17 protein-coding genes, 1 tRNA gene and 3 pseudogenes are annotated in these 23,988 nt (G+C 69.2%); 12 read left to right on the plus strand and 9 right to left on the minus strand.

Going from position 1 to position 23,988, the window contains the following annotated elements:
* The first annotated feature begins 143 nt into the window (after positions 1 to 143).
* The 7 genes from J7E87_RS13830 to J7E87_RS13860 all read left to right on the plus strand — a co-directional run bounded on the left by J7E87_RS13830 (position 144) and on the right by J7E87_RS13860 (position 7,576).
* The gene (locus tag J7E87_RS13830) at positions 144 to 1,022 is read left to right on the plus strand and encodes a trypsin-like serine protease (protein WP_251017378.1); all 879 of its coding nucleotides are present in this window, start codon (positions 144 to 146) and stop codon (positions 1,020 to 1,022) included.
* Positions 1,023 to 1,159: 137 nt separating this feature from the next.
* On the plus strand, positions 1,160 to 1,696 hold the full coding sequence (locus J7E87_RS13835) for a Tat pathway signal sequence domain protein (RefSeq protein ID WP_215093585.1): 537 nt from the start codon (positions 1,160 to 1,162) through the stop codon (positions 1,694 to 1,696).
* 272 nt (positions 1,697 to 1,968) lie between these two features.
* The gene (locus tag J7E87_RS13840; protein WP_215093587.1) at positions 1,969 to 3,201 is read left to right on the plus strand and encodes a branched-chain amino acid ABC transporter substrate-binding protein; all 1,233 of its coding nucleotides are present in this window, start codon (positions 1,969 to 1,971) and stop codon (positions 3,199 to 3,201) included.
* A 100-nt stretch (positions 3,202 to 3,301) separates the two neighbouring features.
* Positions 3,302 to 4,234 carry a branched-chain amino acid ABC transporter permease gene (locus J7E87_RS13845; protein WP_215093589.1) on the plus strand — a complete coding sequence of 311 codons (933 nt, stop codon included), beginning with the start codon at positions 3,302 to 3,304 and terminating at the stop codon, positions 4,232 to 4,234.
* Positions 4,235 to 4,239: 5 nt separating this feature from the next.
* Positions 4,240 to 5,976 carry a branched-chain amino acid ABC transporter permease gene (locus J7E87_RS13850; protein ID WP_215093644.1) on the plus strand — a complete coding sequence of 579 codons (1,737 nt, stop codon included), beginning with the start codon at positions 4,240 to 4,242 and terminating at the stop codon, positions 5,974 to 5,976.
* A gap of 5 nt (positions 5,977 to 5,981) precedes the next feature.
* Positions 5,982 to 6,863: an ABC transporter ATP-binding protein gene (locus J7E87_RS13855; RefSeq protein WP_215093646.1), complete on the plus strand. Its 882-nt coding sequence runs from the start codon at positions 5,982 to 5,984 to the stop codon at positions 6,861 to 6,863.
* Entirely contained in the window at positions 6,860 to 7,576 is a 717-nt protein-coding gene (locus J7E87_RS13860) for an ABC transporter ATP-binding protein (RefSeq protein ID WP_215093591.1), read from the plus strand. The genes J7E87_RS13855 and J7E87_RS13860 overlap by 4 nt, the downstream gene beginning before the upstream one ends.
* A gap of 60 nt (positions 7,577 to 7,636) precedes the next feature.
* On the opposite strand, the gene J7E87_RS13865 is transcribed toward J7E87_RS13860, so the two are convergent.
* Entirely contained in the window at positions 7,637 to 8,290 is a 654-nt protein-coding gene (locus J7E87_RS13865; protein WP_215093593.1) for an ANTAR domain-containing response regulator, read from the minus strand.
* A 96-nt stretch (positions 8,291 to 8,386) separates the two neighbouring features.
* Here J7E87_RS13865 and J7E87_RS13870 point away from each other — a divergent pair.
* Positions 8,387 to 8,461 (plus strand) — tRNA-Leu (locus J7E87_RS13870).
* 109 nt (positions 8,462 to 8,570) lie between these two features.
* Positions 8,571 to 9,348 (plus strand): annotated as a pseudogene (locus tag J7E87_RS13875) (transcriptional regulator).
* A gap of 30 nt (positions 9,349 to 9,378) precedes the next feature.
* Here the strand turns inward: J7E87_RS13875 and pyk are convergent.
* Together pyk and J7E87_RS13885 are read right to left on the minus strand one after the other, a co-directional pair.
* Positions 9,379 to 10,812, minus strand: a complete 1,434-nt coding sequence (pyk, locus tag J7E87_RS13880) for a pyruvate kinase (RefSeq protein ID WP_215093595.1) — start codon at positions 10,810 to 10,812, stop codon at positions 9,379 to 9,381.
* A 229-nt stretch (positions 10,813 to 11,041) separates the two neighbouring features.
* Positions 11,042 to 11,749, minus strand: coding sequence for an SIMPL domain-containing protein (locus J7E87_RS13885; protein WP_215093597.1), 708 nt, complete (start codon positions 11,747 to 11,749; stop codon positions 11,042 to 11,044).
* A 169-nt stretch (positions 11,750 to 11,918) separates the two neighbouring features.
* On the opposite strand from J7E87_RS13885, the gene J7E87_RS13890 reads away from it, so the two are divergent.
* The gene (locus tag J7E87_RS13890; protein ID WP_215093599.1) at positions 11,919 to 13,718 is read left to right on the plus strand and encodes a bifunctional UDP-sugar hydrolase/5'-nucleotidase; all 1,800 of its coding nucleotides are present in this window, start codon (positions 11,919 to 11,921) and stop codon (positions 13,716 to 13,718) included.
* Here J7E87_RS13890 and J7E87_RS13895 read toward each other — a convergent pair whose 3' ends face one another.
* The 6 genes and pseudogenes from J7E87_RS13895 to J7E87_RS13915 all read right to left on the minus strand — a co-directional run bounded on the left by J7E87_RS13895 (position 13,719) and on the right by J7E87_RS13915 (position 21,113).
* Entirely contained in the window at positions 13,719 to 15,158 is a 1,440-nt protein-coding gene (locus J7E87_RS13895; protein ID WP_215093601.1) for a lysine N(6)-hydroxylase/L-ornithine N(5)-oxygenase family protein, read from the minus strand.
* Positions 15,155 to 16,543 carry an aminotransferase class V-fold PLP-dependent enzyme gene (locus J7E87_RS13900; RefSeq protein WP_215093648.1) on the minus strand — a complete coding sequence of 463 codons (1,389 nt, stop codon included), beginning with the start codon at positions 16,541 to 16,543 and terminating at the stop codon, positions 15,155 to 15,157. Before J7E87_RS13900 ends, J7E87_RS13895 begins: the two co-directional genes overlap by 4 nt.
* A gap of 382 nt (positions 16,544 to 16,925) precedes the next feature.
* Positions 16,926 to 19,451, minus strand: coding sequence for an aminopeptidase N (gene pepN, locus J7E87_RS13905; RefSeq protein ID WP_215093603.1), 2,526 nt, complete (start codon positions 19,449 to 19,451; stop codon positions 16,926 to 16,928).
* A 231-nt stretch (positions 19,452 to 19,682) separates the two neighbouring features.
* Positions 19,683 to 19,991, minus strand: a pseudogene (locus J7E87_RS13910) (chorismate mutase); the annotation flags it as partial.
* Positions 19,992 to 20,027: 36 nt separating this feature from the next.
* Positions 20,028 to 20,140 (minus strand): annotated as a pseudogene (locus J7E87_RS35025) (AraC family transcriptional regulator); the annotation flags it as partial.
* A gap of 214 nt (positions 20,141 to 20,354) precedes the next feature.
* Positions 20,355 to 21,113, minus strand: coding sequence for a trypsin-like serine protease (locus J7E87_RS13915; RefSeq protein WP_215093605.1), 759 nt, complete (start codon positions 21,111 to 21,113; stop codon positions 20,355 to 20,357).
* 243 nt (positions 21,114 to 21,356) lie between these two features.
* On the opposite strand from J7E87_RS13915, the gene J7E87_RS13920 reads away from it, so the two are divergent.
* Together J7E87_RS13920 and J7E87_RS13925 are read left to right on the plus strand one after the other, a co-directional pair.
* Positions 21,357 to 22,268, plus strand: a complete 912-nt coding sequence (locus J7E87_RS13920) for a hypothetical protein (protein WP_215093607.1) — start codon at positions 21,357 to 21,359, stop codon at positions 22,266 to 22,268.
* Positions 22,269 to 22,291: 23 nt separating this feature from the next.
* On the plus strand, positions 22,292 to 23,914 hold the full coding sequence (locus J7E87_RS13925; RefSeq protein WP_215093609.1) for an ankyrin repeat domain-containing protein: 1,623 nt from the start codon (positions 22,292 to 22,294) through the stop codon (positions 23,912 to 23,914).
* Positions 23,915 to 23,988: the final 74 nt, after the last annotated feature.

Consider the following 23,988-nt stretch of genomic DNA (forward strand, 5'->3'; position numbering starts at 1 on the left):
TCGCCGGCTCCCCCTCGGCCACAGGAATCAGTCAAGCAACAACCAAAGAATCCCGACACTCTTGCCGCACGGCCCACACGCGCGCTTCACTGTCGACCACCCCACAGGAGAACCCCCGGTCCACGACTTCGAAGGGTCTCCACTTGACTGCCGTCCCCATACGCCTGAGCGCCGCCACCGCGGCAGCCTGCGCCCTCGTCCTCAGCGCGGCCATGCCTTCCTCGGCGATCAACTCGTACAACGCCACGCCCGCCCCGGAGCGCACCGAGGTCGGCGCCCTTGTCGCCACCTGGGACAACGACGACAACCCCGCCACCCCTGACCGGGTCGACTGGGTCTGCTCCGGCACCATGATCGACGCGGACACCTTCCTGACCGCCGCGCACTGCACCACCGACTGGCCGGCGAACGTGAAGTTCTACGTCTCCCTCGACCAGGACGTGCAAGGCGGCCTCGACAAGGCCGCCGCCGAACACCCCGGCGACCCGGCGGCCGTGGCGAGAGCCGTCGCCGTCCAGGGCACCGCCCACAGCCACCCCGACTACCCGGGCCCCGCCTCGGACAACCACGACATCTCGGTCGTCGAGCTGCCCGCCGCACAGGTCAAGGCCCGCTGGACCTTCACCCCGGCCACGCTCCCCAAGGCCGGAGCGCTCGACGCACTGGGCCCGCAGGGACTGAACGACACCCCGTTCTTTGTCGCGGGGTACGGAACCCAGGAGGCCGTACGCGGCCCCGGCGGCCACACCCACCCCGGCGGCGGCGTCCGGATGAAGGCCCCGGTCGGCTTCGACGCACTCAACAACGCCTGGGTGCGCCTGGCCATGACCGCGCCCCAGGGCAACGGCGGGGCCTGCTACGGCGACTCCGGCGGCCCCAACTTCGCCACCCTGGACGGCAAGCGCACCCTGGTCGCGACCACCATCACGGGCGACGGCCCGTGCTACGCCACGAACGTCTCGTACCGCCTGGACACCCCTGGCGCCCGCGCGTTCCTCTCCCCCTTCGCCAAGCTGGCCTGACCCGCGCCGCCTCCCACGGTGGGTGCCGCCGGACCGCGCGTCCGGCGGCACCGAGCGCACCATTGCCCTCTCGTGGCACCCCCCGCTAGCGTCGCGGCATGGGGCCAGGACCGGCACGCGGAGCAAGGCACTTCGCGGTGCGCGCTTCCGTCGCACTGTCGGGCGGCTTCGACTACCAGGCCATGGGCCTGTCCGGCGGGCAGAACGCGATCCTGCCGGACGTGGCGGCCGCCGCCCGCGCCGAGAAGAATCGGCAAGTGGCCAATGGCGCACGCAAATTGATCGACAGTCAGGCCGCTGCACGCTGCTCCGAGCGCGAGGCACCCGCCCGGCCGGTCGCCGGACACGACTCGTTCGATTTCACCGTCATGGCCACCACCGCCTCCGGACCAACGGTCACGGTCGAGCGAATCCCCCAGACCCCCACAGGCCTGGGAGTCTCCACCACCCCCTCGGCGCTGTTCACTGCGAGTGCCGAAAAACAACGCAAAGTACTCATCACGGCCCATGTGCCGGAATTCAGAAAAGTGGCATGGAATGCCACTCTTCCCTTCCTTGGCGTAACACTGCGTAATGAGCGCGCAATACAAGAACACAGCGACTTTCTGGGCGAGCGGTACGCCCGAAACCTGGCCAGAGCAGTCGGCACCGCGCGCCAGAAAGATCGGAGGTAAGGACTCAAACCGCCCCACGGTCCTGCAGGATCTCAGCATGCGGACAAGACGAACCGGTCGGAATTCCCCCGTTCCCCCCACGAATCTCCGCTATGCATTACGCCGTGGCATAACAAGAGCGTCACATCCTTGGCCAGAACACTCCACCTCCCCCAATACCCCGCTTAGAGTCACGGCCAGTCACCGCGCCACCGGATTATCTTCAGTTCGGTTCCAGCGCTCGACTCGGTACGTCCCGTGGGGGGCGGCCGTGCCAGGTGAAAGGATTTAGCGTGCGACACCGTTCCTTGCTCATCATCACGACCGTGGTCACCACGGGAGCACTCACCCTCACTGCCTGCGGCTCGCGCGACGACAGCAAGGGTGGCAGCGACAGCGGAAAGAAGACCACTGTTGTCATCGGTGTCGACGCACCGCTGACCGGCTCGCTCTCCGCGCTGGGCCAGGGGATCAAGAACTCCGTGGACCTCGCGGCCAAGACCGCGAACAAGAACAACGAGGTCCCGGGGGTCGAGTTCAAGATCGAGGCCCTCGACGACCAGGCCGTCCCGGCCTCCGGCCAGGCCAACGCCACCAAGCTCGTCGGCAACAAGGACGTTCTCGGCGTCGTCGGTCCGCTGAACTCGGGCGTCTCCCAGTCGATGCAGGGTGTCTTCGGCAAGGCGGACCTCGCCCAGGTCTCCCCGGCCAACACCAACCCGGCGCTGAGCCAGGGCGACAAGTGGGGCAAGGGCGAGAAGGCGCGTCCGTTCAAGACCTACTTCCGTACCGCCACCACGGACGTCATCCAGGGCAAGTTCGCCGCCCAGTACCTGTACAACGACGCGAAGAAGAAGAAGGTCTACGTCGTCGACGACAAGCAGACCTACGGCGCCGGCCTCGCCGCGATCTTCTCCGCGGAGTTCAAGCGCCTCGGCGGCACGATCGCCGGCACCGACCACGTCACGGTGAAGGAGACCGACTTCTCCAGCACCGCCGACAAGGTCAAGGCCTCCGGCGCGGACTCGGTCTACTTCGGTGGCCAGTACCCCGAGGGCGGTCTCCTCTCCGACCAGGTCAAGAAGGCCGGAGCCAAGATCCCCACCATGGGTGGCGACGGAATCTACGACCCCGCCTTCATCAAGGCCTCCGGCGTGGCCAACGACGGTGACCTCTCCACCTCCGTCGGCTACCCGGTGGAGAAGCTCCCGACCGCCAAGAAGTTCCTCACGGACTACCAGGCCGGCGGCTACAAGGACCCGTACGGTGCGTACGGCGGCTACTCGTACGACGCCGCTTGGGCCCTCGTCCAGGCCATCAAGACCGTGGTTGCCGACAACGACGGCAAGGTGCCGGCCGACGCCCGCGCCAAGGTCGTCGAGGCTCTGGCCAAGGTCTCCTTCGACGGCGTGACCGGCAAGGTCGCCTTCGACGAGTTCGGCGACACCACGAACAAGCAGCTCACCGTCTACGCGGTCAAGGGCGGCGCCTGGGCCGACGTCAAGAGCGCCACGTTCGAGGACTGATTCACCGCACTGCCCCACACCAAATGATCCAGGCCGCGCGAGGGCGCAAACAGCGCCCTCGCGCGGTGTCATATCCGACAAGCTCATCGGAGGCCCTGCGGTGAACGAACTGCCGCAACAGCTGGCCAACGGCCTTGCCCTCGGTGCCCTCTATGGCCTCATAGCCATCGGGTACACCATGGTCTACGGCATCGTCCAGCTCATCAACTTCGCCCACGGCGAGATCTTCATGATCGGGGGCTTCGGAGCCCTCACCGCCTACATCGCGCTCCCCAGCGGGACGTCACTCCTGGTGGCCATTCCCCTGATGATCGTCGGCGGCGCAATCGCCTCGGTCGGCGTTGCCACCGCAGCGGAACGTTTCGCCTACCGGCCGCTGCGCGGCGCCCCAAGGCTGGCGCCGCTGATCACCGCGATCGGCCTCTCGATCGTCCTCCAGCAGCTCGTCTGGGGCTTCTACCCCGACGCGAAGAAGCCGCGCAGCTTCCCCGAGTTCCCGGGTGAGTCGTTCAAGCTGTTCGACAACCTGTACCTCCAGCGCGCCGACCTCTTCGTCCTCGTCCTCGCCCCCCTGTGCATGCTCGCCCTGGGCATCTTCGTCGCCAAGAGCCGCAGCGGCCGCGCCATGCAGGCCACCGCGCAGGACCCGGACACCGCGAAGCTCATGGGCATCAACACCGACCGCATCATCGTGATGGCCTTCGCCATCGGCGCCGCCTTCGCCGCGGTCGGAGCAGTCGCCTACGGACTCGACAAGGGCCAGATCAACTTCGAAATGGGCTTCATTCTCGGACTCAAGGCCTTCACCGCCGCCGTCCTGGGCGGCATCGGCAACATCTACGGAGCCATGGTCGGCGGAGTCGTCCTCGGCCTCGCGGAAGCCCTGTCGATCGCCTACATCGAAGAGATTCCCGGAATGCAGCAGCTCGGCGGCGGCGCCTGGGCCAACGTCTGGGCATTCGTACTTCTCATCGTCGTGCTTCTCGTCAGGCCACAGGGCTTGCTCGGCGAGCGCGTCGCGGATCGGGCGTGAGAGCGATGACAACCGACACCACCAAGACCGCCGAAGCCACCCTGGCGGGTGAAACCTCCCGGACCACCGTGCTCCGCTGGCTCACCGCCCTCGGCGGCCTGGCCACCATTGCCAGCACGTTCCTGTCCTGGACGTACACGGACGAATTCCCGGGCGACCTCACCGTCTACGGGTACCCCGGCGGCCTCCAGGTCCTCACCCTCGTGGCCGGCCTGCTCGTCACCCTGTACGCACTGGCCTCCCTGGACATCAAGGGCCTGCGCTGGCTGGCGCCGACCGGCACGACCAAGGCGCTGCGCCTGCTCACCCTGGGCGCGCTCGGCACCACCTGGTTCACGGTCATCGCCATCGCCGTCGAACTCGGCGGCGTGGTCAACCTCGAACCCGGCGGTTTCGTCGCGGCCATGGCCTCCGCCATCCCCGTCGCCACGGCCTTCATGCTCGCCGACGACACCCGCAAGGCCCGGCGCGCCAAGGAACTCCCCTCCTGGGCCGAGATCCTGATCATCGTCGCCGCCTTCGGCGTCGGACTGTTCGCAGTCACCTACGGCATCGACACCGAGTACGCCGAACTCTTCACCGGCTACATGATCACGGCCGGCTTCGCTGCCGCCGCCCTGTTCAAAGCCGGAGTCATGGCACGGCTCTCGGCCCTCACCACCAAGTACCGCCCCATCTCCGTGGCAGCCGCCTTCGTCGCCGCCGCAGCCTTCCCGTTCACCCAGACCACCGACCAGTTCACCCTGATCGCGGTCAACATCCTCATCTTCGCGACCGTCGCGCTCGGACTGAACATCGTCGTCGGCCTCGCAGGACTCCTCGACCTCGGATACGTCGCCTTCCTCGGCGTCGGCGCGTACACCGCGGCCCTGGTCTCCGGAACAACCGCCTCCGCGTTCGATGTCGAATTCCCCTTCTGGGCAGCCGTCCTCACCGGAGCCGCAGTCTCCCTGATCTTCGGCGTCGTCATCGGAGCGCCCACCCTGCGGCTCCGCGGTGACTACCTCGCCATCGTCACCCTCGGCTTCGGCGAGATCTTCCGCATCACCGTCGGCAACCTCGACGGCGTATCCGGACCACAAGTGACCAACGGCCCCAACGGCATCCCGAACATCCCCGACCTCGTCTTCTTCGGATACGACTTCGGCGAGTCCCACTCCATCGGCGGCTTCGAACTCGGCTCCTACGCCAACTACTACCTGCTGATGCTGCTCGCGATGATCCTCGTGATCCTCGTCTTCAGCCGCGCCGGCAGCTCCCGCATCGGCCGCGCCTGGGTCGCCATCCGCGAGGACGAGACCGCCGCCACCGCCATGGGCATCAACGGCTTCCGAGTCAAGCTCATCGCCTTCGCCCTCGGCGCCACCCTCGCCGGCCTGGCCGGCACCGTCCAGGCACACGTCCAAAGCACCGTGGTTCCGGAGATGTACGTCTTCGCCGGCCCCGTACCGCCCAACTCCGCCTTCCTCCTCGCCGCCGTCATCCTCGGCGGCATGGGCACCATCAGCGGACCCCTGGTCGGCGCCACGATGCTCTACATGATTCCCGCGAAGCTGCAGTTCCTTCAGGACTACCAGCTGCTCGGCTTCGGCCTCGCGCTCATCCTCCTGATGCGCTTCCGCCCCGAAGGCCTCATCGCCAACCGGCGCGCCCAGCTCGAATTCCACGAGACCGATCAACTCGACGTACCGGAAGAGGGGCTGCCCAGCTCCGGCGTCGGCGTCGCGAAGGCGGGGGCGTGAACGACATGACGACCACCACCCAGAACACCAAGACCAGCACGGTGCTGGACGCCAGCGGCGTCACCATGCGCTTCGGCGGCCTCACCGCCGTACGCTCGGTCGACCTCACCGTCAGCGCCGGGGAAATCGTCGGCCTCATCGGCCCCAACGGCGCCGGCAAGACCACCTTCTTCAACTGCCTCACCGGGCTCTACATACCCACCGAAGGCAAGGTCACCTACAAGGGCACCGTCCTGCCGCCCAAGCCCCACCTCGTCACCCAGGCAGGCATCGCCCGCACGTTCCAGAACATCCGCCTCTTCTCCAACATGACCGTCCTGGAGAACGTCCTCGTCGGACGCCACACCAGGACCAAAGAAGGCCTCTGGTCCGCCCTCCTGCGCGGCCCCGGCTTCAAGAAGGCCGAAGCCGCCTCACACCAGCGCGCCATGGAGCTCCTCGAGTTCATCGGCCTGCAGCACAAGGCCGACCACCTCGCCCGCAACCTCCCCTACGGCGAACAGCGCAAGCTCGAAATCGCACGAGCCCTGGCCAGCGAGCCCGGCCTGCTGCTCCTCGACGAGCCCACCGCCGGTATGAACCCGCAGGAGACCCGGGTCACCGAAGAACTCATCTTCGCCATCCGGGACCAAGGCATCGCCGTACTCGTCATCGAGCACGACATGCGCTTCATCTTCAATCTGTGCGACCGCGTCGCCTGCCTGGTCCAGGGCGAAAAACTCGTCGAGGGCACGCCCGAGACCGTCCAGGGCGACGAGCGCGTTGTCGCCGCCTACCTCGGTACGCCCTTCGAAGGCGCCCCAGGCGGCGAGGAGGTCGCCGAAGTCGAGGCGGCCGAGGCGCAGAGCACCACCAGCACCACCAGCACAGAAGGGGAAACCCAGTGACCGCTCTGCTCGAGGTCGAGGACCTCAGGGTCGCCTACGGCAAGATCGAAGCCGTCAAGGGCATCTCCTTCAGCGTGGACGCCGGCCAGGTCGTCACTCTCATCGGCACCAACGGCGCGGGCAAGACCACCACCCTGCGGACGCTGTCCGGGCTGCTCAAGCCCTCCGGCGGCCGAATCACCTTCGACGGCAAGCCGCTCGCCGGTGTCCCGGCCCACAAGATCGTGTCACTGGGTCTTGCCCACTCCCCCGAGGGCCGGCACATCTTCCCGCGCCTGACGATCGCGGAGAACCTCCAGCTCGGTGCGTTCCTGCGCACCGACAAGGCGGGCATCGAGAAGGACATCCAGAAGGCCTACGACCTGTTCCCGATCCTGGGAGAGCGCAGGAAGCAGGCGTCCGGCACCCTCTCGGGCGGCGAGCAGCAGATGCTGGCAATGGGCCGTGCACTCATGTCACGGCCGAAGCTGCTGATGCTGGACGAGCCGTCGATGGGTCTCTCGCCGATCATGATGCAGAAGATCATGGAGACCATCGTCGAGCTCAAGTCCCAGGGCACCACCATCCTGCTCGTCGAGCAGAACGCCCAAGCCGCGCTCTCGCTGGCGGACCAGGCACATGTCATGGAGGTCGGAACCATCAAGCTGTCGGGTCCCGGCGAGGAGTTGCTCCACGACGAGTCCGTCCGCAAGACGTACCTCGGCGAGGACTGAGCCGTACCCATACGGAGAGGCCCGCACCCCGAGCTCGGGGTGCGGGCCTCTCCGTATGCCCTACTGGTCCTTCGCGGCCTTCTTCTCCTCGGCGTCCTCGATGACCGCCTCGGCGACCTGCTGCATCGACAACCGCCGGTCCATCGACGTCTTCTGGATCCAGCGGAACGCCGCCGGCTCCGTCAACCCGTACTGCGTCTGCAGAACACTCTTCGCACGGTCGACCAGCTTCCGCGTCTCCAGCCGCATGGAAAGATCCGCGACCTCCTGCTCCAGCGCCTTCAGCTCGGCGAAGCGGGAGACGGCCATCTCGATGGCAGGCACGACGTCGCTCTTGCTGAACGGCTTCACCAGATACGCCATGGCCCCGGCGTCCCGGGCCCGCTCCACGAGATCGCGCTGCGAGAACGCGGTCAGCATCAGGACGGGGGCGATGGACTCCTCGGCGATCTTCTCCGCCGCGGAGATCCCGTCGAGGACGGGCATCTTCACATCGAGAATGACCAGGTCGGGGCGGTGCTCCCGGGCCAGCTCGACGGCCCGCTGACCGTCACCGGCCTCGCCGACGACCGCGTAGCCCTCTTCCTCCAGCATCTCTTTGAGGTCGAGCCGGATGAGCGCCTCGTCCTCGGCGATCACGACGCGGGTCGTCAGCGGAGGGACGTGCGACTTGTCGTCGTCGGCGACGGGCTGGGGCGAGTCGGGGGCGGTCACGGGGGCTCCTCGTTCAAGGCAGTTGCTGCTACATGAGCCTACCTAGCTCCTGTAGGGTGGTGAGCCAAGGGTCGGCCTTGACCCTCCCTTTCTAAGGCCCCAGTACTCCAACTGGTCAGAGAGGCCGCTCTCAAACAGCGGACAGTGTGGGTTCGAATCCCACCTGGGGCACTTTTCCTTCATTTCCAAGGTCGCCTCGGAAGCGGCGGAGTTCACGTGAACGTGTGAACGCATCGCTTTTCTGCACTAGGCCCGCCAGGTTTCGACAAGGCTCGGCCGCATGTACGACGTTGATACGCGCAAGCGCGCGCTCGCTCTCGCCGCCCAAGGCCGGAGCCTGAACTCGGTCAGCAAACACACAGGCATATCACGCGCCGCGATCCGCGAGTGGCAGACGCGGATCGAGCCCCTGCCACGCATGCAAAGCACACCGTGTCCCAGATGCCTGCCCGATCGCGGAGTTCCTGACGATGCCGCCGCGTACTCCTATCTCCTGGGCCTCTACCTCGGAGACGGCTGCATCAGCGCGCAGCCGCGCGGCGGATACCAGTTGCGCATCGCGTGCGCCGATGCATGGCCTGGGCTGATCGACCGTTGCCGCGCCGCGATCACGGCCGTCCGCCCCGAAGACCGCGTCTACATCCTGCAGCGGCAGGGCTGCGTGACGGTCACCAGCTACGGCAGGCACTGGCCCTGTCTCTTCCCCCAGCACGGGCGGGGCAAGAAGCACGACCGGAAGATCGCGCTTGAGCCTTGGCAGCAGGAGATCGTCGACGCGCACCCTTGGGAGTTCATCCGCGGTCTGGTCCACTCCGACGGCTGTCGGATCACGAACTGGACCACCCGCCTCGTCAGCGGCGAGCAGAAAACGCTACGAGTATCCGCGGTACTTCTTCACCAATGTCTCGGACGACATCCGGCAGCTCTACACGGACACTCTCGACAAGCTCGGCATCGAGTGGAAGCACTGCACCCGCGCCGGGAAGCCGTACAACATCTCCGTCGCCAAGCGCGCATCCGTCGCTCTCATGGACCTGCACGTCGGGCCGAAGTACTGACACCCGGCCCGAGCGGGGCACACCCGACGCCTACTTCGGGCTGTCGTCCTCGCCGATGTGGTGCACGCGCACCAGGTTCGTCGAGCCCGCGACTCCGGGCGGCGAGCCGGCCGTGATCACGACGATGTCGCCCTTGTCGCAACGGCCGATCTTCAGCAGCTCCTCGTCGACCTGGGCCACCATGGCGTCCGTGGAGCCGACCTGCGGGACGAGGAAGGTCTCCACGCCCCAGGTGAGGTTGAGCTGGGAGCGGGTGGCCGCGTCGGGTGTGAAGGCCAGGAGCGGGATCGGTGAGCGGTAGCGGGAGAGCCGCCTGACGGTGTCGCCGGACTGGGTGAAGGCGACCAGGAACTTCGCGCCCAGGAAGTCGCCCATCTCGGCTGCCGCGCGGGCCACCGCGCCGCCCTGGGTGCGGGGCTTGTTGCGTTCGGTCAGCGGGGGCAGGCCCTTGGCGAGGACGTCTTCCTCGGCGGCCTCGACGATGCGGCTCATCGTCTTTACCGTCTCGACGGGGTACTTGCCGACGCTGGTCTCGCCGGAGAGCATCACGGCGTCGGTGCCGTCGATGACGGCGTTGGCGACGTCGGACGCCTCGGCGCGCGTGGGGCGGGAGTTGTCGATCATCGAGTCGAGCATCTGGGTGGCGACGATGACCGGCTTGGCGTTGCGCTTGGCGAGCTTGATCGCGCGCTTCTGGACGATCGGCACCTGTTCCAGTGGCATTTCCACGCCGAGGTCGCCGCGCGCGACCATGATGCCGTCGAAGGCGGCCACGATGTCGTCGATGTTCTCGACGGCCTGCGGCTTCTCCACCTTCGCGATGACGGGGAGGCGGCGACCCTCCTCCTCCATGATCCGGTGGACGTCGTCGATGTCGCTTCCGCTGCGTACGAAGGAGAGCGCGATGATGTCGGCGCCGATGCGCAGCGCCCAGCGGAGGTCCTCGATGTCCTTCTCGGAGAGTGCGGGGACGGAGACGGCGACGCCGGGGAGGTTGAGGCCCTTGTGGTCGGAGACCATGCCGCCTTCGACGACGGTGGTGTGGACGCGGGGGCCTTCCACCGCGATCACTTCGAGGGCGACCTTGCCGTCGTCGACGAGGATGCGCTCACCGCGGGTGACGTCGTTCGCGAGGCCTTGGTAGGTGGTGCCGCACATGCGGCGGTCGCCATGGGTCTCCTCGACGGTGATGGTGAATTCGTCGCCGCGTTCAAGCAGTACGGGACCTTCGCGGAAGCGCCCGAGGCGAATCTTCGGACCTTGAAGGTCGGCGAGGACGCCGACGCTGTGGCCTGATTCGTCGGATGCTTTGCGTACGCGCTGATAGCGCTCCTCGTGCTCGGCGTAGGTGCCGTGGCTGAGGTTGAAGCGGGCGACGTCCATTCCGGCTTCGACCAGTGCCTTGATCTGGTCGTATGAGTCGGTGGCGGGCCCCAGGGTGCAGACGATCTTTGCTCGGCGCATGGTTCGAGCCTAGGGCTTACCGGCGGGTAGGGAATTGGTTGCGAATGACTACTCAACAACCTTTGCGTGAAGGGTTATTGACAAGTGTTGAATTGTGCGGAGCGGTGCTCTGATGAGCATTCATGACTAGTATCCGCGCAGCACCCGGGAGTGAGTCAGTAACTAAGCGTACTAAGCGTGATCGCGCCGGCCTGGCGCAGGCAATTCCTGCTCCCCCCGTCCTCGCTCGCTAGAGCTGCGGAGGGGTCATGGTGAAGCGGGCGTTCACCTGTGCGTAGACCGTCTGGCGCTGCGGTTCCAGATCGAGGGCGGGGGCCATTTCGGTGCCCTCGGCGGAGTACGCGGCCATGCGCATGCCGGGGGTGGGGGGCGCGCCGTACGGGACGGCGTTTTCCGCGCCCAGGTCGGCCAGCTCGACGAGGGCGGACAGCTGCGCGCCGAGGGCTTCGGCGTATTCACGGGCGCGTTGGACGGCCTCTCGCACTGCCTGGCGGCGGGCTTCGCCGTGGGCCGGGGAGTCGGGGCGCAGTGACCACCAGGGGCCGTCGACCCGGGTCAGCTCGAGGTCTGCGAGTCGGGTGGTGAGTTCACCGAGGGCGGTGAAATCGCTGAGCTCGGCGGTGATGTGGACGCGGCCGTGGTAGGCGCGGATCCGTTCGCCTCTGCCGTGGCGGCCCAGTTCGGGGCTGATGGAGAAGGCGCCGGTTTCCAGTTTCTCGACGGATTCGCCGTACGACTTGATCAGGTCCAGGACTGCGGAGTTGCGGCGGGTGAGGTCTTCCAGCGCGGTGCGCCGGTCTGTGCCGCGTGCGCTGACTGCGACGCCGATTCTGGCGATCTCCGGGTCGAACTCGAGGCGCGCCTCGCCTCGTACGGCGACGCGTGGCGTCTCGGGGGTGCCGTAGGGCGCGGCGTTGGGGGGTGTGTCGGTGGTCACGGGGAGCTCCCTCGTACGTCCTTGAACAGTCGTCCTGACCACTCTCGCACCCGGTGGCGACAACTGGCGGACACCAGATCGAAACCCGCGAGGGGTGTTGCCGCATGATGCTCCTGAGCCAGAATCTACGCGCGTTGTGCAGCTGACCGATGGACATCGAGGAGACGAAATGCCGCTGAACCGTAGGACGTTCCTGGAGCGGTCCGCCGCCGCCGGAGCGGGTGTGGCCGTCGCCGGCGCCGCCGCCGCGCCCGCCGCGGCAACGGACCACGGCAACGGACGTCCGCCGAAGCGGTATTCCTTCACCGTGATGGGCACCACCGATCTGCACGGCAATGTCTTCAACTGGGACTACTTCACCGACAAGGAGTTCGACGACAAGGCACACAACGATGTGGGCCTGGCGAAGATCTCGACGCTTGTCGGTCAGGTGCGCAGGGAGAAGGGGCAGCGCAACACCCTCCTCATCGACGCCGGTGACACCATCCAGGGCACCCAGCTGTCGTACTACTACGCCAAGGTCGACCCGATCACGGCCGAGCGCGGGCCCGTGCACCCCATGGCGCAGGCCATGAACGCCATGGGCTATGACGCGGCGGCGCTCGGCAACCACGAGTTCAACTACGGCATCCCTGTGCTGCGGAAGTTTCAGGAGCAGTGCGACTTCCCGCTGCTCGGCGCGAACGCGCTGGACGCCAGGACGCTCCGCCCCGCCTTCCCGCCGTACAGCATCCACCGCCTGTGCACCCCGCACGGCCGTGACGTCAAGGTCGCGGTCCTCGGCCTGACCAACCCCGGCATCGCCATCTGGGACAAGGCCAATGTCCAGGGCAAGATGGTCTTCCCGGGCCTGGAGGAGCAGGCCGCGAAGTGGGTGCCGAGGCTGCGCTCCATGGGCGCTGACGTCGTGATCGTCTCCGCCCACTCGGGCTCCAGCGGCACTTCCTCGTACGGCGATCAGCTCCCGTACATCGAGAACGCCGCCGGTCTGGTCGCCGAGCAGGTGCCCGGCATCGACGCGATACTCGTCGGTCACGCGCACACCGAGATCGCCGAGTACTTCGTGGCCAACAAGGAGACCGGCGCGAAGGTCGTGCTGTCCGAGCCGCTCAAGTGGGGCCAGCGGCTGACCCTTTTCGACTTCGACCTGGTCTGGAGCAAGGGCCGCTGGACGGTCGAGAAGGTCGGCGCGCAAGTCCTCAACTCCAATGCGGTCGCCGAGGACCCGAAGATCACCGGGCTCCTCGCCGACGAGCACAAGAAGGTCGTCGCGTACGTCAACCAGGTCATCGGCACTTCGACCGCCGCGATGGCCGCGACCGAGGGCCCGTACAAGGACGTTCCGATCATCGATCTGATCAACCATGTCCAGGCGGAGACGGTGAAGGCGGCCCTGGCCGGCGGTGAGTACGCGGCGCTGCCCGTTGTCTCCCAGGCCTCCTGTTTCTCCCGGACCGCGGCGATCCCGGCCGGTCAGGTGACGATCCGCGATGCGGCCGGCCTGTATGTCTTCGAGAACACTCTGGAGGCGCGGCTGCTGACCGGCGCCGGGCTTAAGGACTATCTGGAGTTCTCCGCGAAGTACTTCGTCCAGACGGCGCCCGGTGCTCCGGTGGATCCGGCGAAGCTCACCAACGCCGACGGCATTCCGGACTACAACTACGACGCTCTGTACGGCCTGACGTACGAGATCGATATCGCGAAGCCGGCCGGTTCGCGGATCGTGAACCTGTCCTTCGCGGGCAAGCCGATCGATCCGGCCGCTCAGTTCGTGTTCGCGGTCAACAACTACCGGGCCGCCGGCGGCGGGAACTTCCCGCATGTCGCACAGGCCAAGCAGTTGTGGGCCGACTCCGACGAGATCCGCAACACGATCATCACGTGGGCGAAGGCCAAGGGCACGATCGATCCGGCGCAGTTCGCCTCGGTGGACTGGAAGCTGACGCGGGAGGGCACGCCCGTCTTCTGATCAGGAGTGTTCCATCAGCGGGCGCAGGCCCTCCCGCGTGTGCGCCGGGGGGGCCTGTCCGCGGTCCAGGCCGAAGCTGGTGAAGGCGGTGCGGCGCGGCAGCGGGTAGGGCTCCTTGCCGGTGAGGGAGTTGAGGATGCCGGCGCTGCGCCAGGCGGCCAGGCCCAGGTCGGGTGCGCCGACGCCGTGCGTGTGCCGTTCCGCGTTCTGTACGTACACCGAGCCGGTCACCGAGCTGTCGAGGAGCAGCCGGAACTGGTCGTCGATGCGCGGGCGGCCGGCCGCGTCACGGCGCATGTGGGGGTCGAGGCCGGACAGGAGCCGGTCGAGTGGGCGCTCGCGGTAGCCGGTGGCGAGGACCACCGCGTCGGTGGTGAGGCGGGAGCGGGTGCCTTGCTGGGTGTGTTCGATGTGGAGTTCGACCTTGGTGGTGGCGACCCGGCCGGCGGTGCGGACCGAGACGCCGGGGGTGAGGAGGGCGTCGGGCCAGCCGCCGTGCAGGGTGCGGCGGTAGAGCTCGTCGTGGATGGCGGCGATGGTGTCGGCGTCGATGCCCTTGTGGAGCTGCCACTGGCGTGGGACGAGTGCGTCGCGGGTCTGCTCGGGCAGCGCGTGGAAGTAGCGGGTGTAGTCGGGGGTGAAGTGTTCCAGGCCGAGCTTGGAGTACTCCATCGGCGCGAAGGCTTCGGTACGGGCCAGCCAGTGGATCTTTTCGGCGCCCGCCGGCCGGGCTCGTAGCAGATCGAGGAATACCTCGGCGCCCGACTGTCCGGAGCCGACGATGGTGATGTGTTCGGCGGCCAGCAGCCGTTCGCGGTTGTCGAGATAGTCGGCGGAGTGGATGACCGGGACGACCGGGGCGTCGGCGAGCGGCTTGAGCGGCTCGGGCACGTACGGCTCGGTGCCGATGCCGAGTGCGATGTTCCGGGTGTACGCGCGGCCCAGGGCCTCCGCTTCGCCGTCCGGGTCGAGCTGCGTGAAGTCGACTTCGAACAGGGAGCGTTCGGGGTTCCAGCGCACGGCGTCGATCTGGTGGTTGAAGTGCAGGCCGGTGAGGCTGTCGCTGACCCAGCGGCAGTAGGCGTCGTACTCGGCGCGCTGGATGTGGAACCGCTCGGCGAAGTAGAAGGGGAAGAGCCGGTCCCGGGAGCGCAGGTAGTTGAGGAAGGACCAGGGGCTGGCGGGGTCGGCGAGCGTCACCAGGTCGGCGAGGAACGGGACTTGGAGGGTGGCGCCTTCGATCAGCAGGCCGGGGTGCCAGTGGAAGGCGGGCCGCTGTTCGTAGAAGGCGGTGGCGAGACCGCCGTGGACGCCGTCGGCGAGCGCGGCGAGGGAGAGGTTGAACGGGCCGATGCCGATGCCCACGAGGTCGTGGGGCTGCGTGTCCCCCCACGCCCCCTGGGCGTAGGGGGAGCGTTCGGTTGCGGGCGTGCCGGTCATCGGGGGGTGCCGCCTTCCACGAGTTCGATCAGGACTTCTTGGATCAGAGCTGCCAGGTCGCCGGGGGTGGCGTGCGGGTTGAGCAGGGTGGCCTTGAGCCAGAGACGGCCGCCGCCGCGGGCCCGGCCGAGGACGGCGCGGCCGTCGGCGAGGAGGGTGCGGCGGATGTCCGCGGTCTGCTCGTCGGTGGCCCCGGCGGGCCGGAACAGGACGGTGGCGAGTGTCGGTCGCTCGTACAGCTCGAGGCGGGGGTGCTCGTCGACGAGGTCGGCGAGTTGCTGGGCGGCGGCGCAGGTGCGGTCGACCAGCTCGCCGAGGCCGGTGCGGCCGAGCGCGCGGAGGGTGACGGCGATTTTGACGATGTCGGGGCGTCGCGTCGTACGCAGGGAGCGGCCCAGCAGGTCGGGCAGGCCGGCCTTGGTGTCGTCTTCGGCGTTGAGGTAGTCGGCGGTGAAGCGGAGCGGGCTGAGGTGGGCTCGGTCGGGGACGGCGAGCAGGCCCGCCGCGATGGGCTGCCAGCCCAGTTTGTGCAGGTCGAGGGAGACGGATTGGGCGCGTTCCAGGCCGGCCAGCTTGCCGCGGTGCTCGTCGCTGAACAGCAGCGGCCCGCCGTAGGAGGCGTCGATGTGGAGCTCGGCGCCATGGCGCCGGCACAGGTCGGCGATCTCGCGGAGCGGATCGATTCGGCCTGTGTCGGTGGTGCCGGCGGTGGCGACGACGAGGAGCGGGCCGGGCAGATCCCTGAGGGCCGTGTCGAGTGCGGCGAGGTCGAGGACGCCGGAGGAGGTGGGGACGGTCACCGGCTCGGGCAGGTCGAGGAGCCAGGCGGCGCGGTGTACGGAGTGGTGTGCGCCGGCGGCGCAGACCACCTGGACCGCGCCGTGGCGTTCGCGGGCCAGCAGCAGGCCGAGCTGGTTGGACTCGGTGCCGCCGGTGGTGACGAGGGCGTCGGGGTCGTCCCGCTCGGGGTAGACCTCGGCGGCCAGGGTGCGGCTGACCACGGCCTCGAGCTCGGACGCGGCCGGTGCCTGGTCCCAGGAGTCCATGGAGGGGTTGAGCGCGGAGGCGGCGAGATCGGCGGCGACGGCGAGTGCGAGTGGCGAGGTGTGCAGATGAGCTGCGCACAGGGGGTTCGCGGGGTCGGCGGCGCCGTGCGCGAGGGTGCGGACGAGGGTGCGCAGCGCGTCCTCGGCGCCGGTGCCGGTGTCGGGGAGTACGGGCTCGGCGGCCTCGCGTACCCGCGCGGCAACGGCGTCGGGCCCGCCGACGGGGAACGGTCCGCCGCGCGCCACCGCGCCCTCGTGGAGCGCGTCGAGCACGACGGCGAGCAGCGGCCGCAAGGCGTCGGGGCCTGCGGTTCCTCCGGCGAGGGGCGGGCTGGGCAGCGGCGTACTCATGCGGGGTCCTTCGGTGAGCGCGAGGTGTCACACCAGGGTGTGCGGGCGACCCGGCGGGTTGCCCGCAGAGCTCAACGATCTCGACCCGAAAGTGGTACTGCGGTGCGGAAGTGGGGAGTTGGGGCGGGTGCGGCTGGTACGGCGGGGGCCGCTGCGCGGGGCCCGCACTCACCCCACCCGGCCCCTTGCCGCTCCGCCGCGTGGGGCTCCGCCGCGTGGGGCTCCGCCGCGCCGGAACCCCGTACGGCCTTCGGCCGTGTCCTCAATCGCCGGACGGGCTTGAGTTCCGCCCGTCGGGCGGAAACTCAAGCCCCGCCGGCGATTGAGGGGTGGGGCCCCCACGCGGCGGGGCGGAGCCCCGGCTCGCCGGCTATCCGCGTACCGTCAGCGCGCGGCGAAGGTCGTCGAGTTGGTCGACCAGCTTGCGGCGCAGCGCCGGGATCATGTCCGCATCACGCAGGCACTCCTCGCCCAGCCGCAGCGACTGCGCGTCCACCGCGTGGAGCGGGAAGGCGTGGCGGCCCGCTGCCTCCGCGATGGCGGGGCCGCGGCGTGCGGCCAGGGCCACCGAGTCGGAGTAGTAGCGCGAAACGTACTCCCTTACCAGATCGGCCTGTTCGGGCTGCCAGAAGCCCTGAGCCGTTGCCGTGAAGAGGTAGTTGGACAGCGAGTCGTTGGTGAACAGCCGCTGCCAGGCCGCCGCCTTCGCCTCCGGCGTGGGCAGGGCGGCGCGGCAGCGGGCCGCACCCTCCTGGCCGGTGGCGCTGCGGTCGCGGGCGAGTTCCGCGGCGATTGCCGCCTCGTCGCTCGCGCCGAGGACCGCGAGGCGGTACAGGATGCGCCAGCGCAGTTCCGGGTCGAGCTCCGGGCCGCCGGGCACACTGCCGTCGCCGAGCCACTCCTGGAGCGTCTCCGGCTGGGCGGCGGCGTCGATGAAGTGGCGTACGGCTGTCAGGCGCAGGCCGGGGTCGTTGCCGTCCTCGGTGCGGCGCAGCAGGTCGCGGCAGATGACTCTGATCGTGTGAAGGGCGGCGGGCCGCTCCTCGGCGCAGAGGTAGCGGGCGGCGACCTGGCCGGCGGCGAAGGCGAGGACGCCCTGGACGACGGCGAGGTCCGTTTCGTGCGGGAGGTGGGTGCGGGCGGCCTCCAGGTAGGCGGTGGGGGTCATGGTCGGGGCGCCGGCGGTCGCCCCCCGGGGAGCGGTGCCGCCGTCGCGGACCATGTCGCGGGCCGCGTTCCACACGACGGCGCGGGTCAGCGGGTCCGGGATGCCGGAGAGGGAGCGTACGGCCGTGTCCCAGGAGGCGGCGTCCAGGCGGACCTTGGCGTAGCTGGCGTCGTTTTCGTTGAGGACGACGAGGGCGGGGCGGCGGCCCGGGTGGGTGCTTCCGTTCCCGTTCTGCGGGACGTCCAGTTCGAGTCGGTCGCGCAGCACGAGCCGGCCGGCGGCCACCGGGTCGGGGTCGTACGCGCCGACGGCGATGCGGTGCGGGCGGCTGCCGTCGCGGGCGACCCGCAGCGCCCAGGTGCCGTTGGACTCGGTGATCGTCGGCGTGAGGGTGTCGACGCCCGTCGTGCGCAGCCAGGACTCCGCCCAGCCGTGCACATCGCGGTCGGTGGCCTGCGCGAGGGAGTCGATGAAGTCGGCGAGCGTGGCGTTGGCGAACTTGTGCCGGGCGATGTGGGTGTTGATCCCGGCGAGGAAGTCCTTCTCGCCCAGCCAGGTGACCAGCTGGCGCAGGGCGGACGCGCCCTTGGCGTACGAGATGCCGTCGAAGTTGAGCATCGCCGACGCGGTGTCGGGCACGGCGTCGGGGTCCGGCGCGACGGGGTGGGTGGAGGGCCGCTGGTCTGCGTCGTAGCCCCAGGACTTGCGGCCGATCGCGAAGTCCACCCAGGTGTCGGTGAAGCGGGTGGCCTCGGTGAGGGTCTGGTAGCCCATGTACTCGGCGAAGGACTCGTTCAGCCAGATGTCGTCCCACCACTTGAGTGTGACGAGGTCGCCGAACCACATGTGGGCCATCTCGTGGGCGATGACCATGGCGCGGGTCTGCCGCTCGGTGTCGGTGACGGCGGAGCGGTAGATGAAGTCGTCGCGGAAGGTGACCAGGCCCGGGTTCTCCATCGCCCCGGCGTTGAACTCGGGCACGAAGGCCTGGTCGTACGAGTCGAAGGGGTAGGGCTCCTCGAACTTCTCGTGGTACCGGTCGTAGCACTGGCGCGTGATCTCGAGGATCTCGTCGGCGTCCGCGTCGAGGTGGGGTGCGAGCGAGCGGCGGCAATGTATGCCGAAGGGGAGCCCGGCGTGCTCGGTGGTCACGGAGTGCCAGGGGCCGGCGGCGACGGCCACGAAGTAGGTGGCGAGCGGTGGGGTCTCCGCGCAGGTCCAGCGGCCGTCGCCGTCGGGGGTGGCGACGCCGTTGCCGAGGACGGTCCAGCCCTCGGGCGCCGTGACGGAGAGGTCGAAGACGGCCTTGAGGTCGGGCTGGTCGAAGGCGGCGAAGACGCGCTGGACGTCCTCCATGAAGAGCTGGGTGTAGACGTACGTCTCGCCGTCGGTGGGGTCGGTGAAGCGGTGCATGCCTTCACCGGTGCGGGAGTAGTGCATGTCCGCCTCGACGCGCAGCTCGTGTTCCCCGGCGCTCAGGCCGCTGAGCGCGAGCCGGTTGTCGACGAGTGACTCCGGGTCGATGGGCTGTCCGTCGAGGGTGACGGAGCGCAGCACGGCGGGCTTGAGCTCGACGAAGGTGTCCCCGGCCGCGCGCGCGATGAACTGGATGACGGTTCGGGAGTCGAAGGTCTCCTCCCCGCCGGTGAGATCGAGCTCGATCGTGTACCGGTGGACATCGAGGAGCTGGGCTCGGGTCTGCGCTTCGTCGCGCGTCAGTACGGGCATGGGAGCCATGCTGCCTGATGGCCCCTGTCCTGCACACGGGGGTATCGATTGTGCTCTCGGCGCACAGAGCGGCGGCGGGGGACCTCAGGCGTCGGGCGATGCCTTCGGGTCGGTGCTCGCGGCGGTGTTCGTGGCCGTGTCCGGGGCGGTGTCCGGGGCGGTGTCCGTGGCCGTGTCCGGGGCGGTGTTCGTGGCCGTGTTCGCGGTGGTCCGGTCGGTCTGCGGGCTGTCCGTCGGGCTCGCCGCGATTGTCTCGTGGTGGCGGATGACCTCGGCGATGATGAAGTTCAGCAGTTTCTCCGCGAAGGCGGGGTCGAGCTTCGCGCTCTCCGCGAGCTGCCGCAGCCGCTCGATCTGGCGGGACTCACGGTCCGGGTCGGCGGGCGGCAGATGGTGCTGTGCCTTGAGGTGACCGACCTGCTGGGTGCACTTGAAACGCTCGGCGAGCATATGGACGACTGCCGCGTCGATGTTGTCGATGCTTTCGCGCAGACGGTTCAGTTCGGCGCGCACGTTCTCGTCGATGTCCCTCGTGGTCATGGTCATCGAGCTTACGTCGATGAGGCTGCCCGGCGATCACGTGGTGAGCCTCGGCGGGTGCTCGGGGTCCGGATCTGGGTGCTCCACCCGCCCGGGACGGCGAAGCCCTGCCGCTCGCGGAAACGGATGGGGGTGGCGCCGACGCGGCGGGGGCCGGTCGGGCTCGATGTGGCCCCGGTGTATGTGGCGGGCCGGTGAAGTCGACGAAGCCCAGCCGGGCCGTGGCCCCCGGGGGCCTGAGCGCGCCGGGGACGAACGCGCGGATGGGCAAAGGCCGACGGACAAAGGCCGAAGGCCGACGGACAAGGGAGGGGCCGGTGTCGGACCAGCGGGACCAGCACCCGCCCCTCCCCCGCTCACGTTCTAGAGGCCTGCCGCCGCGGACTTGATGGCGGCGGCGAAGGTGGACACCTCGGTGTACACACCGGGGAGGTTGGGCCGTGCGCAGCCCTCGCCCCAGCTGACGATGCCGACCTGGATCCACGCGTTGTTGTTGTCCTTGCGGAACATCGGGCCGCCCGAGTCACCCTGGCAGGTGTCGACGCCGCCCTGCGGGAGACCGGCGCAGATCTCCTCCTTGGCGACGAGCGAGGGGTACGCCTGCTTGCAGCTGACGTCGGAGACGAAGGGCACCTTCGCCTTGAGGAGGTAGCGCTGCTGACCGCCGCCCTCGCGAGCCGCGCCCCAGCCGGCCACGTCGAACGTCCCGTTGTCGAACGCCTTCGTGTCGGCGATCTTCAGTGTCGGCAGGTTGATCGGCTTGGCGAGCTTGATCAGCGCCCAGTCCTTGCCCGTGCCGTTGTAGCCGGGGGCCTGGAGGACCTTGGTCGACTTCACCTTGATGGCGCTGGGGCTCTGCAGGTCGACGACGCCCGCGGTCGCTGTGATGCTGGTGTTGTTGCCGGAGCCGCTCACACAGTGGGCGGCCGTCAGCACGATGTCCTGGGCGTAGAGCGCGCCGCCACAGCCCATGGAGAGCCGGACCATGAACGGGAATTCGCCCTGGGCGGCGCGGGTCCCGCCGACGACGGGCGGCGTGGCGGCCGAGGCCGATGTGGGCTGGAGGCTGATCGCGGAGAGGACGACGGCGCCGGCCGCCGCGCATCTCTGGAACATACGCATAAGCTTCAACGGACTGCCTTTCGTGGGGGGTTGAGACTTTCGCTCGCGCCGGATCCACGCAGCATCGTCCGCGCTGACATGGGCCCGACAAAGCGTGATCCGGATTATGGGGAGTGGATCACCCGCGCCACAAGGAGCACTTTTCGGCCACCGTCACCAGCGGGGATTCGCGGCCGGACGCCCCGCCGTCCGCCGTAGAGTTGGGTTCGGGCCGACCGTCGTGCATGGGGGTACGGGGACGTGGTGGCGAAGGACAGTGAGGTCGTACACGGCTTTCCGCACCTCGACACGGTGCGGGCGGCCATCACCGCGCTGCACAGACGACTCTCGCCCGAAGGCCTGCTCTCCTACGCGCCCAGCGTCCTGCCCGCCGATGTGGCCTTCGCCGACCATGACGATCTGCACCTGGGCGCACAGCGCGTCGCCCGCGCCCTGGTCCAGCATCTGCGGCTGCCCGAGGCCCGGATGATCGTGAGCTTCCGCGAGATGCACCACGCCGCCAGCGTCGAACTCACCGCGGGGCCCGAGTACTTCATCGAACTGAACGACCGCTTCCGCACCCACCGCAGGGACATCGGCGCCGCCCTCGCCCACGAGATCATGCATGTGCTTCTGCACAGGCTCGACCTGTCCTTCCCCGGCACCCGCGCCAACGAGATCCTCACCGACACCGCGACCACCTACCTCGGCGCGGGCTGGCTGCTGCTCGACGCGTTCCGGGAGGACAGCCTCTCCAGCCAGAAACTGGGCTACCTCACGCCCGAGGAGTTCGGCTACGTCCTGGCCAAGCGGGCGATCGCCTTCGACGAGGACCCCTCGCCCTGGTTCACCAGCCCGCAGGGCTACACCGCGTACTCCAAGGGCCGCGCCCAGGCCCTGCGCGACACCCAGCGGCCGCCGCTGACCACCGCGGGCTGGAGCGGCCGCCACCGCTATGCCAAGGAACGGCGCTACGCCCTGGAGAACCCGGGGCGGGCCGCATCCGCCCACCACCCGGACGCCGACTCCTCCTCGTACGCCTTCGAGCACGGCCCCGACGGGCTGCGCGTCTCCTTCCCGTGCCCCACCTGCCACCAGCGGATCCGGGTGCCCGTACGCGGGCGGGTGCGGGCCCGCTGCGGGCTGTGCCGGACGATTCTCGAATGCGACACCTGACCGAACTTCCGTACGCTCGAAACATGACGAAAGAGCCGGCGGCGGACGCCCGCGCACTGTTCGAGGCGGTGCACAGCGGCGCGGACGATGCCGTCGTCGGGCTGCTCCGGGCCGGGGTCCCCGCAGATGTGACCGATGAGAGCGGGCAGACCCCGCTCTATCTGGCGGCAGTGAGCGACGAAGTCGGGATCGTCCGGGTGCTGCTGGCCGCGGGCGCCGATCCCGGGCGCGCCAGCGGCCCCGAGAGCGGGGATCTGCCGCTGTGCGGGGCCTCGGTCGGCGGGCACACCGAGGTGGTACGAGCGCTGCTCGCCGCAGGCGCACCGCCCGACCAGCAGGAGGCGTACGGCTTCACGGCGCTGCGGTGGGCGGTGACGCAGGGCCACGCCGCGACCGCCTGCGCGCTGCTGGAGTACGGCGCCGACCCGGACCTGCCGGGCCCGGGCGGCGAGCAGCCGCTGGTGCTGGCCGCCCGCCGCGGCTCCCCGTCGACGGTGCGGGCTCTTCTGCGCCACGGCGCCGCCGCGAAGGATGCGGCACTGGCGGAGGCCCGGCAGTGGCTCGCACTGGATGTGGAGCGGGAACTGAGCGAGGGGCTGCTCCGTACGTTCGCGAAGGACGACGGGTACGAGGCGGTGACGCGCCGGATCGAGGAGGACGGCGGGGTGACCGTCGTCGTCGAGCTGCTGCGGGACGGCATGCTGTTCGCGGGCAATGAGCAGCAGACCGGCCACGCGGCGATCGTGACGCTGCTCGAAGCGGATTCGGGGGTCCGGACGCCGTACGCGGAGCTCGCCGAGAGGGCCCTGAGCTGCGGGAACCCCGAGCAGGACGACTGGATCGAGTCGGTGCTGGCGCTGTGGGGCCGCGGCGACGAGGAGACCTTCCAGGCGGCGGCCGCGTGGTGCGCGAGCGACGACCCGATGCGGCAGGCGTTCGCGGCGGATGTGCTGGCGCAACTGGGCTTCGCGAGCCCGGGGTCCGGTTCCGGTTCTGGTTCTGGTTCCGGTTCTGGTTATGCGTCGGGATCGGCGTCGGGTTCGCGTTCGGGGGCGGACGCGACGGCTCTGGGCGAGGGGGCCGGACAGGACCCCCGGCGGCCGTTCGCCGCCCGCGCGCTGCCCCTGCTGCGCGAGCTGTCCCGCGAGGCGCGGGAGCCCGAGCTGATCCAGGCGGTCGTGCTCGGGCTCGGGCACCACGGGGACGCGGCCGCGCTTCCGGAGATCCTGCGGCATGCCGGCCACCCGGACGCGGAGGTGCGCAACCAGGTGGCGCTCGCCCTGTTCGGGCTTGTGCCGGGCGACCACGCGGAGGGCATCGAGGCGCTGATCACGCTGAGCCGGGACGCGGACGCCCATGTCCGGGACTGGGCGACCACGGCGCTCGCGGACGTGGACGCCGATACGCCCGAGATACGCGAGGCGCTGGCGGCTCGGCTCGACGACCGCGATGTGGAAACCGCGGCGGAGGCGGCCCGGGGCCTGGCGATACGTCAGGATCCGCGGGCCGCACCGGCGTTGGCGCGGATTCTCGCGAACGGGGACTCGGGTGGGTACGCCCGCCACACGGCAGCGGATGCCGTACGCCACGTACACGACGAGAGGCTCAGACGGCGCCTCGAACAAACCTTGCCGCGCCACCGCTGACCCGACAGGCACAGCGTCAGCCACCCGGGGCAGGGCGCGAACAGAGCCGCGCGCTGCCGTCGGCCGCCCAAGGG

Source organism: Streptomyces sp. ISL-1, assembly GCF_018614585.1.
Taxonomy (GTDB): Bacteria; Actinomycetota; Actinomycetes; order Streptomycetales; family Streptomycetaceae; genus Streptomyces; species Streptomyces maoxianensis.

Bases quoted from the DNA above. Each gene is read 5' to 3' on its own strand.
- pepN (WP_215093603.1), bottom strand. From the start codon at position 19,451: ATGCCCGTACTGACGCGCGACGAAGCGCAGACCCGAGCCCAGCTCCTC.
- J7E87_RS13915 (WP_215093605.1), bottom strand. From the start codon at position 21,113: ATGCGTATGTTCCAGAGATGCGCGGCGGCCGGCGCCGTCGTCCTCTCC.
- J7E87_RS13850 (WP_215093644.1), top strand. From the start codon at position 4,240: ATGACAACCGACACCACCAAGACCGCCGAAGCCACCCTGGCGGGTGAA.
- J7E87_RS13890 (WP_215093599.1), top strand. From the start codon at position 11,919: ATGCCGCTGAACCGTAGGACGTTCCTGGAGCGGTCCGCCGCCGCCGGA.
- J7E87_RS13925 (WP_215093609.1), top strand. From the start codon at position 22,292: ATGACGAAAGAGCCGGCGGCGGACGCCCGCGCACTGTTCGAGGCGGTG.
- J7E87_RS13855 (WP_215093646.1), top strand. From the start codon at position 5,982: ATGACGACCACCACCCAGAACACCAAGACCAGCACGGTGCTGGACGCC.
- pyk (WP_215093595.1), bottom strand. From the start codon at position 10,812: ATGCGCCGAGCAAAGATCGTCTGCACCCTGGGGCCCGCCACCGACTCA.
- J7E87_RS13895 (WP_215093601.1), bottom strand. From the start codon at position 15,158: ATGACCGGCACGCCCGCAACCGAACGCTCCCCCTACGCCCAGGGGGCG.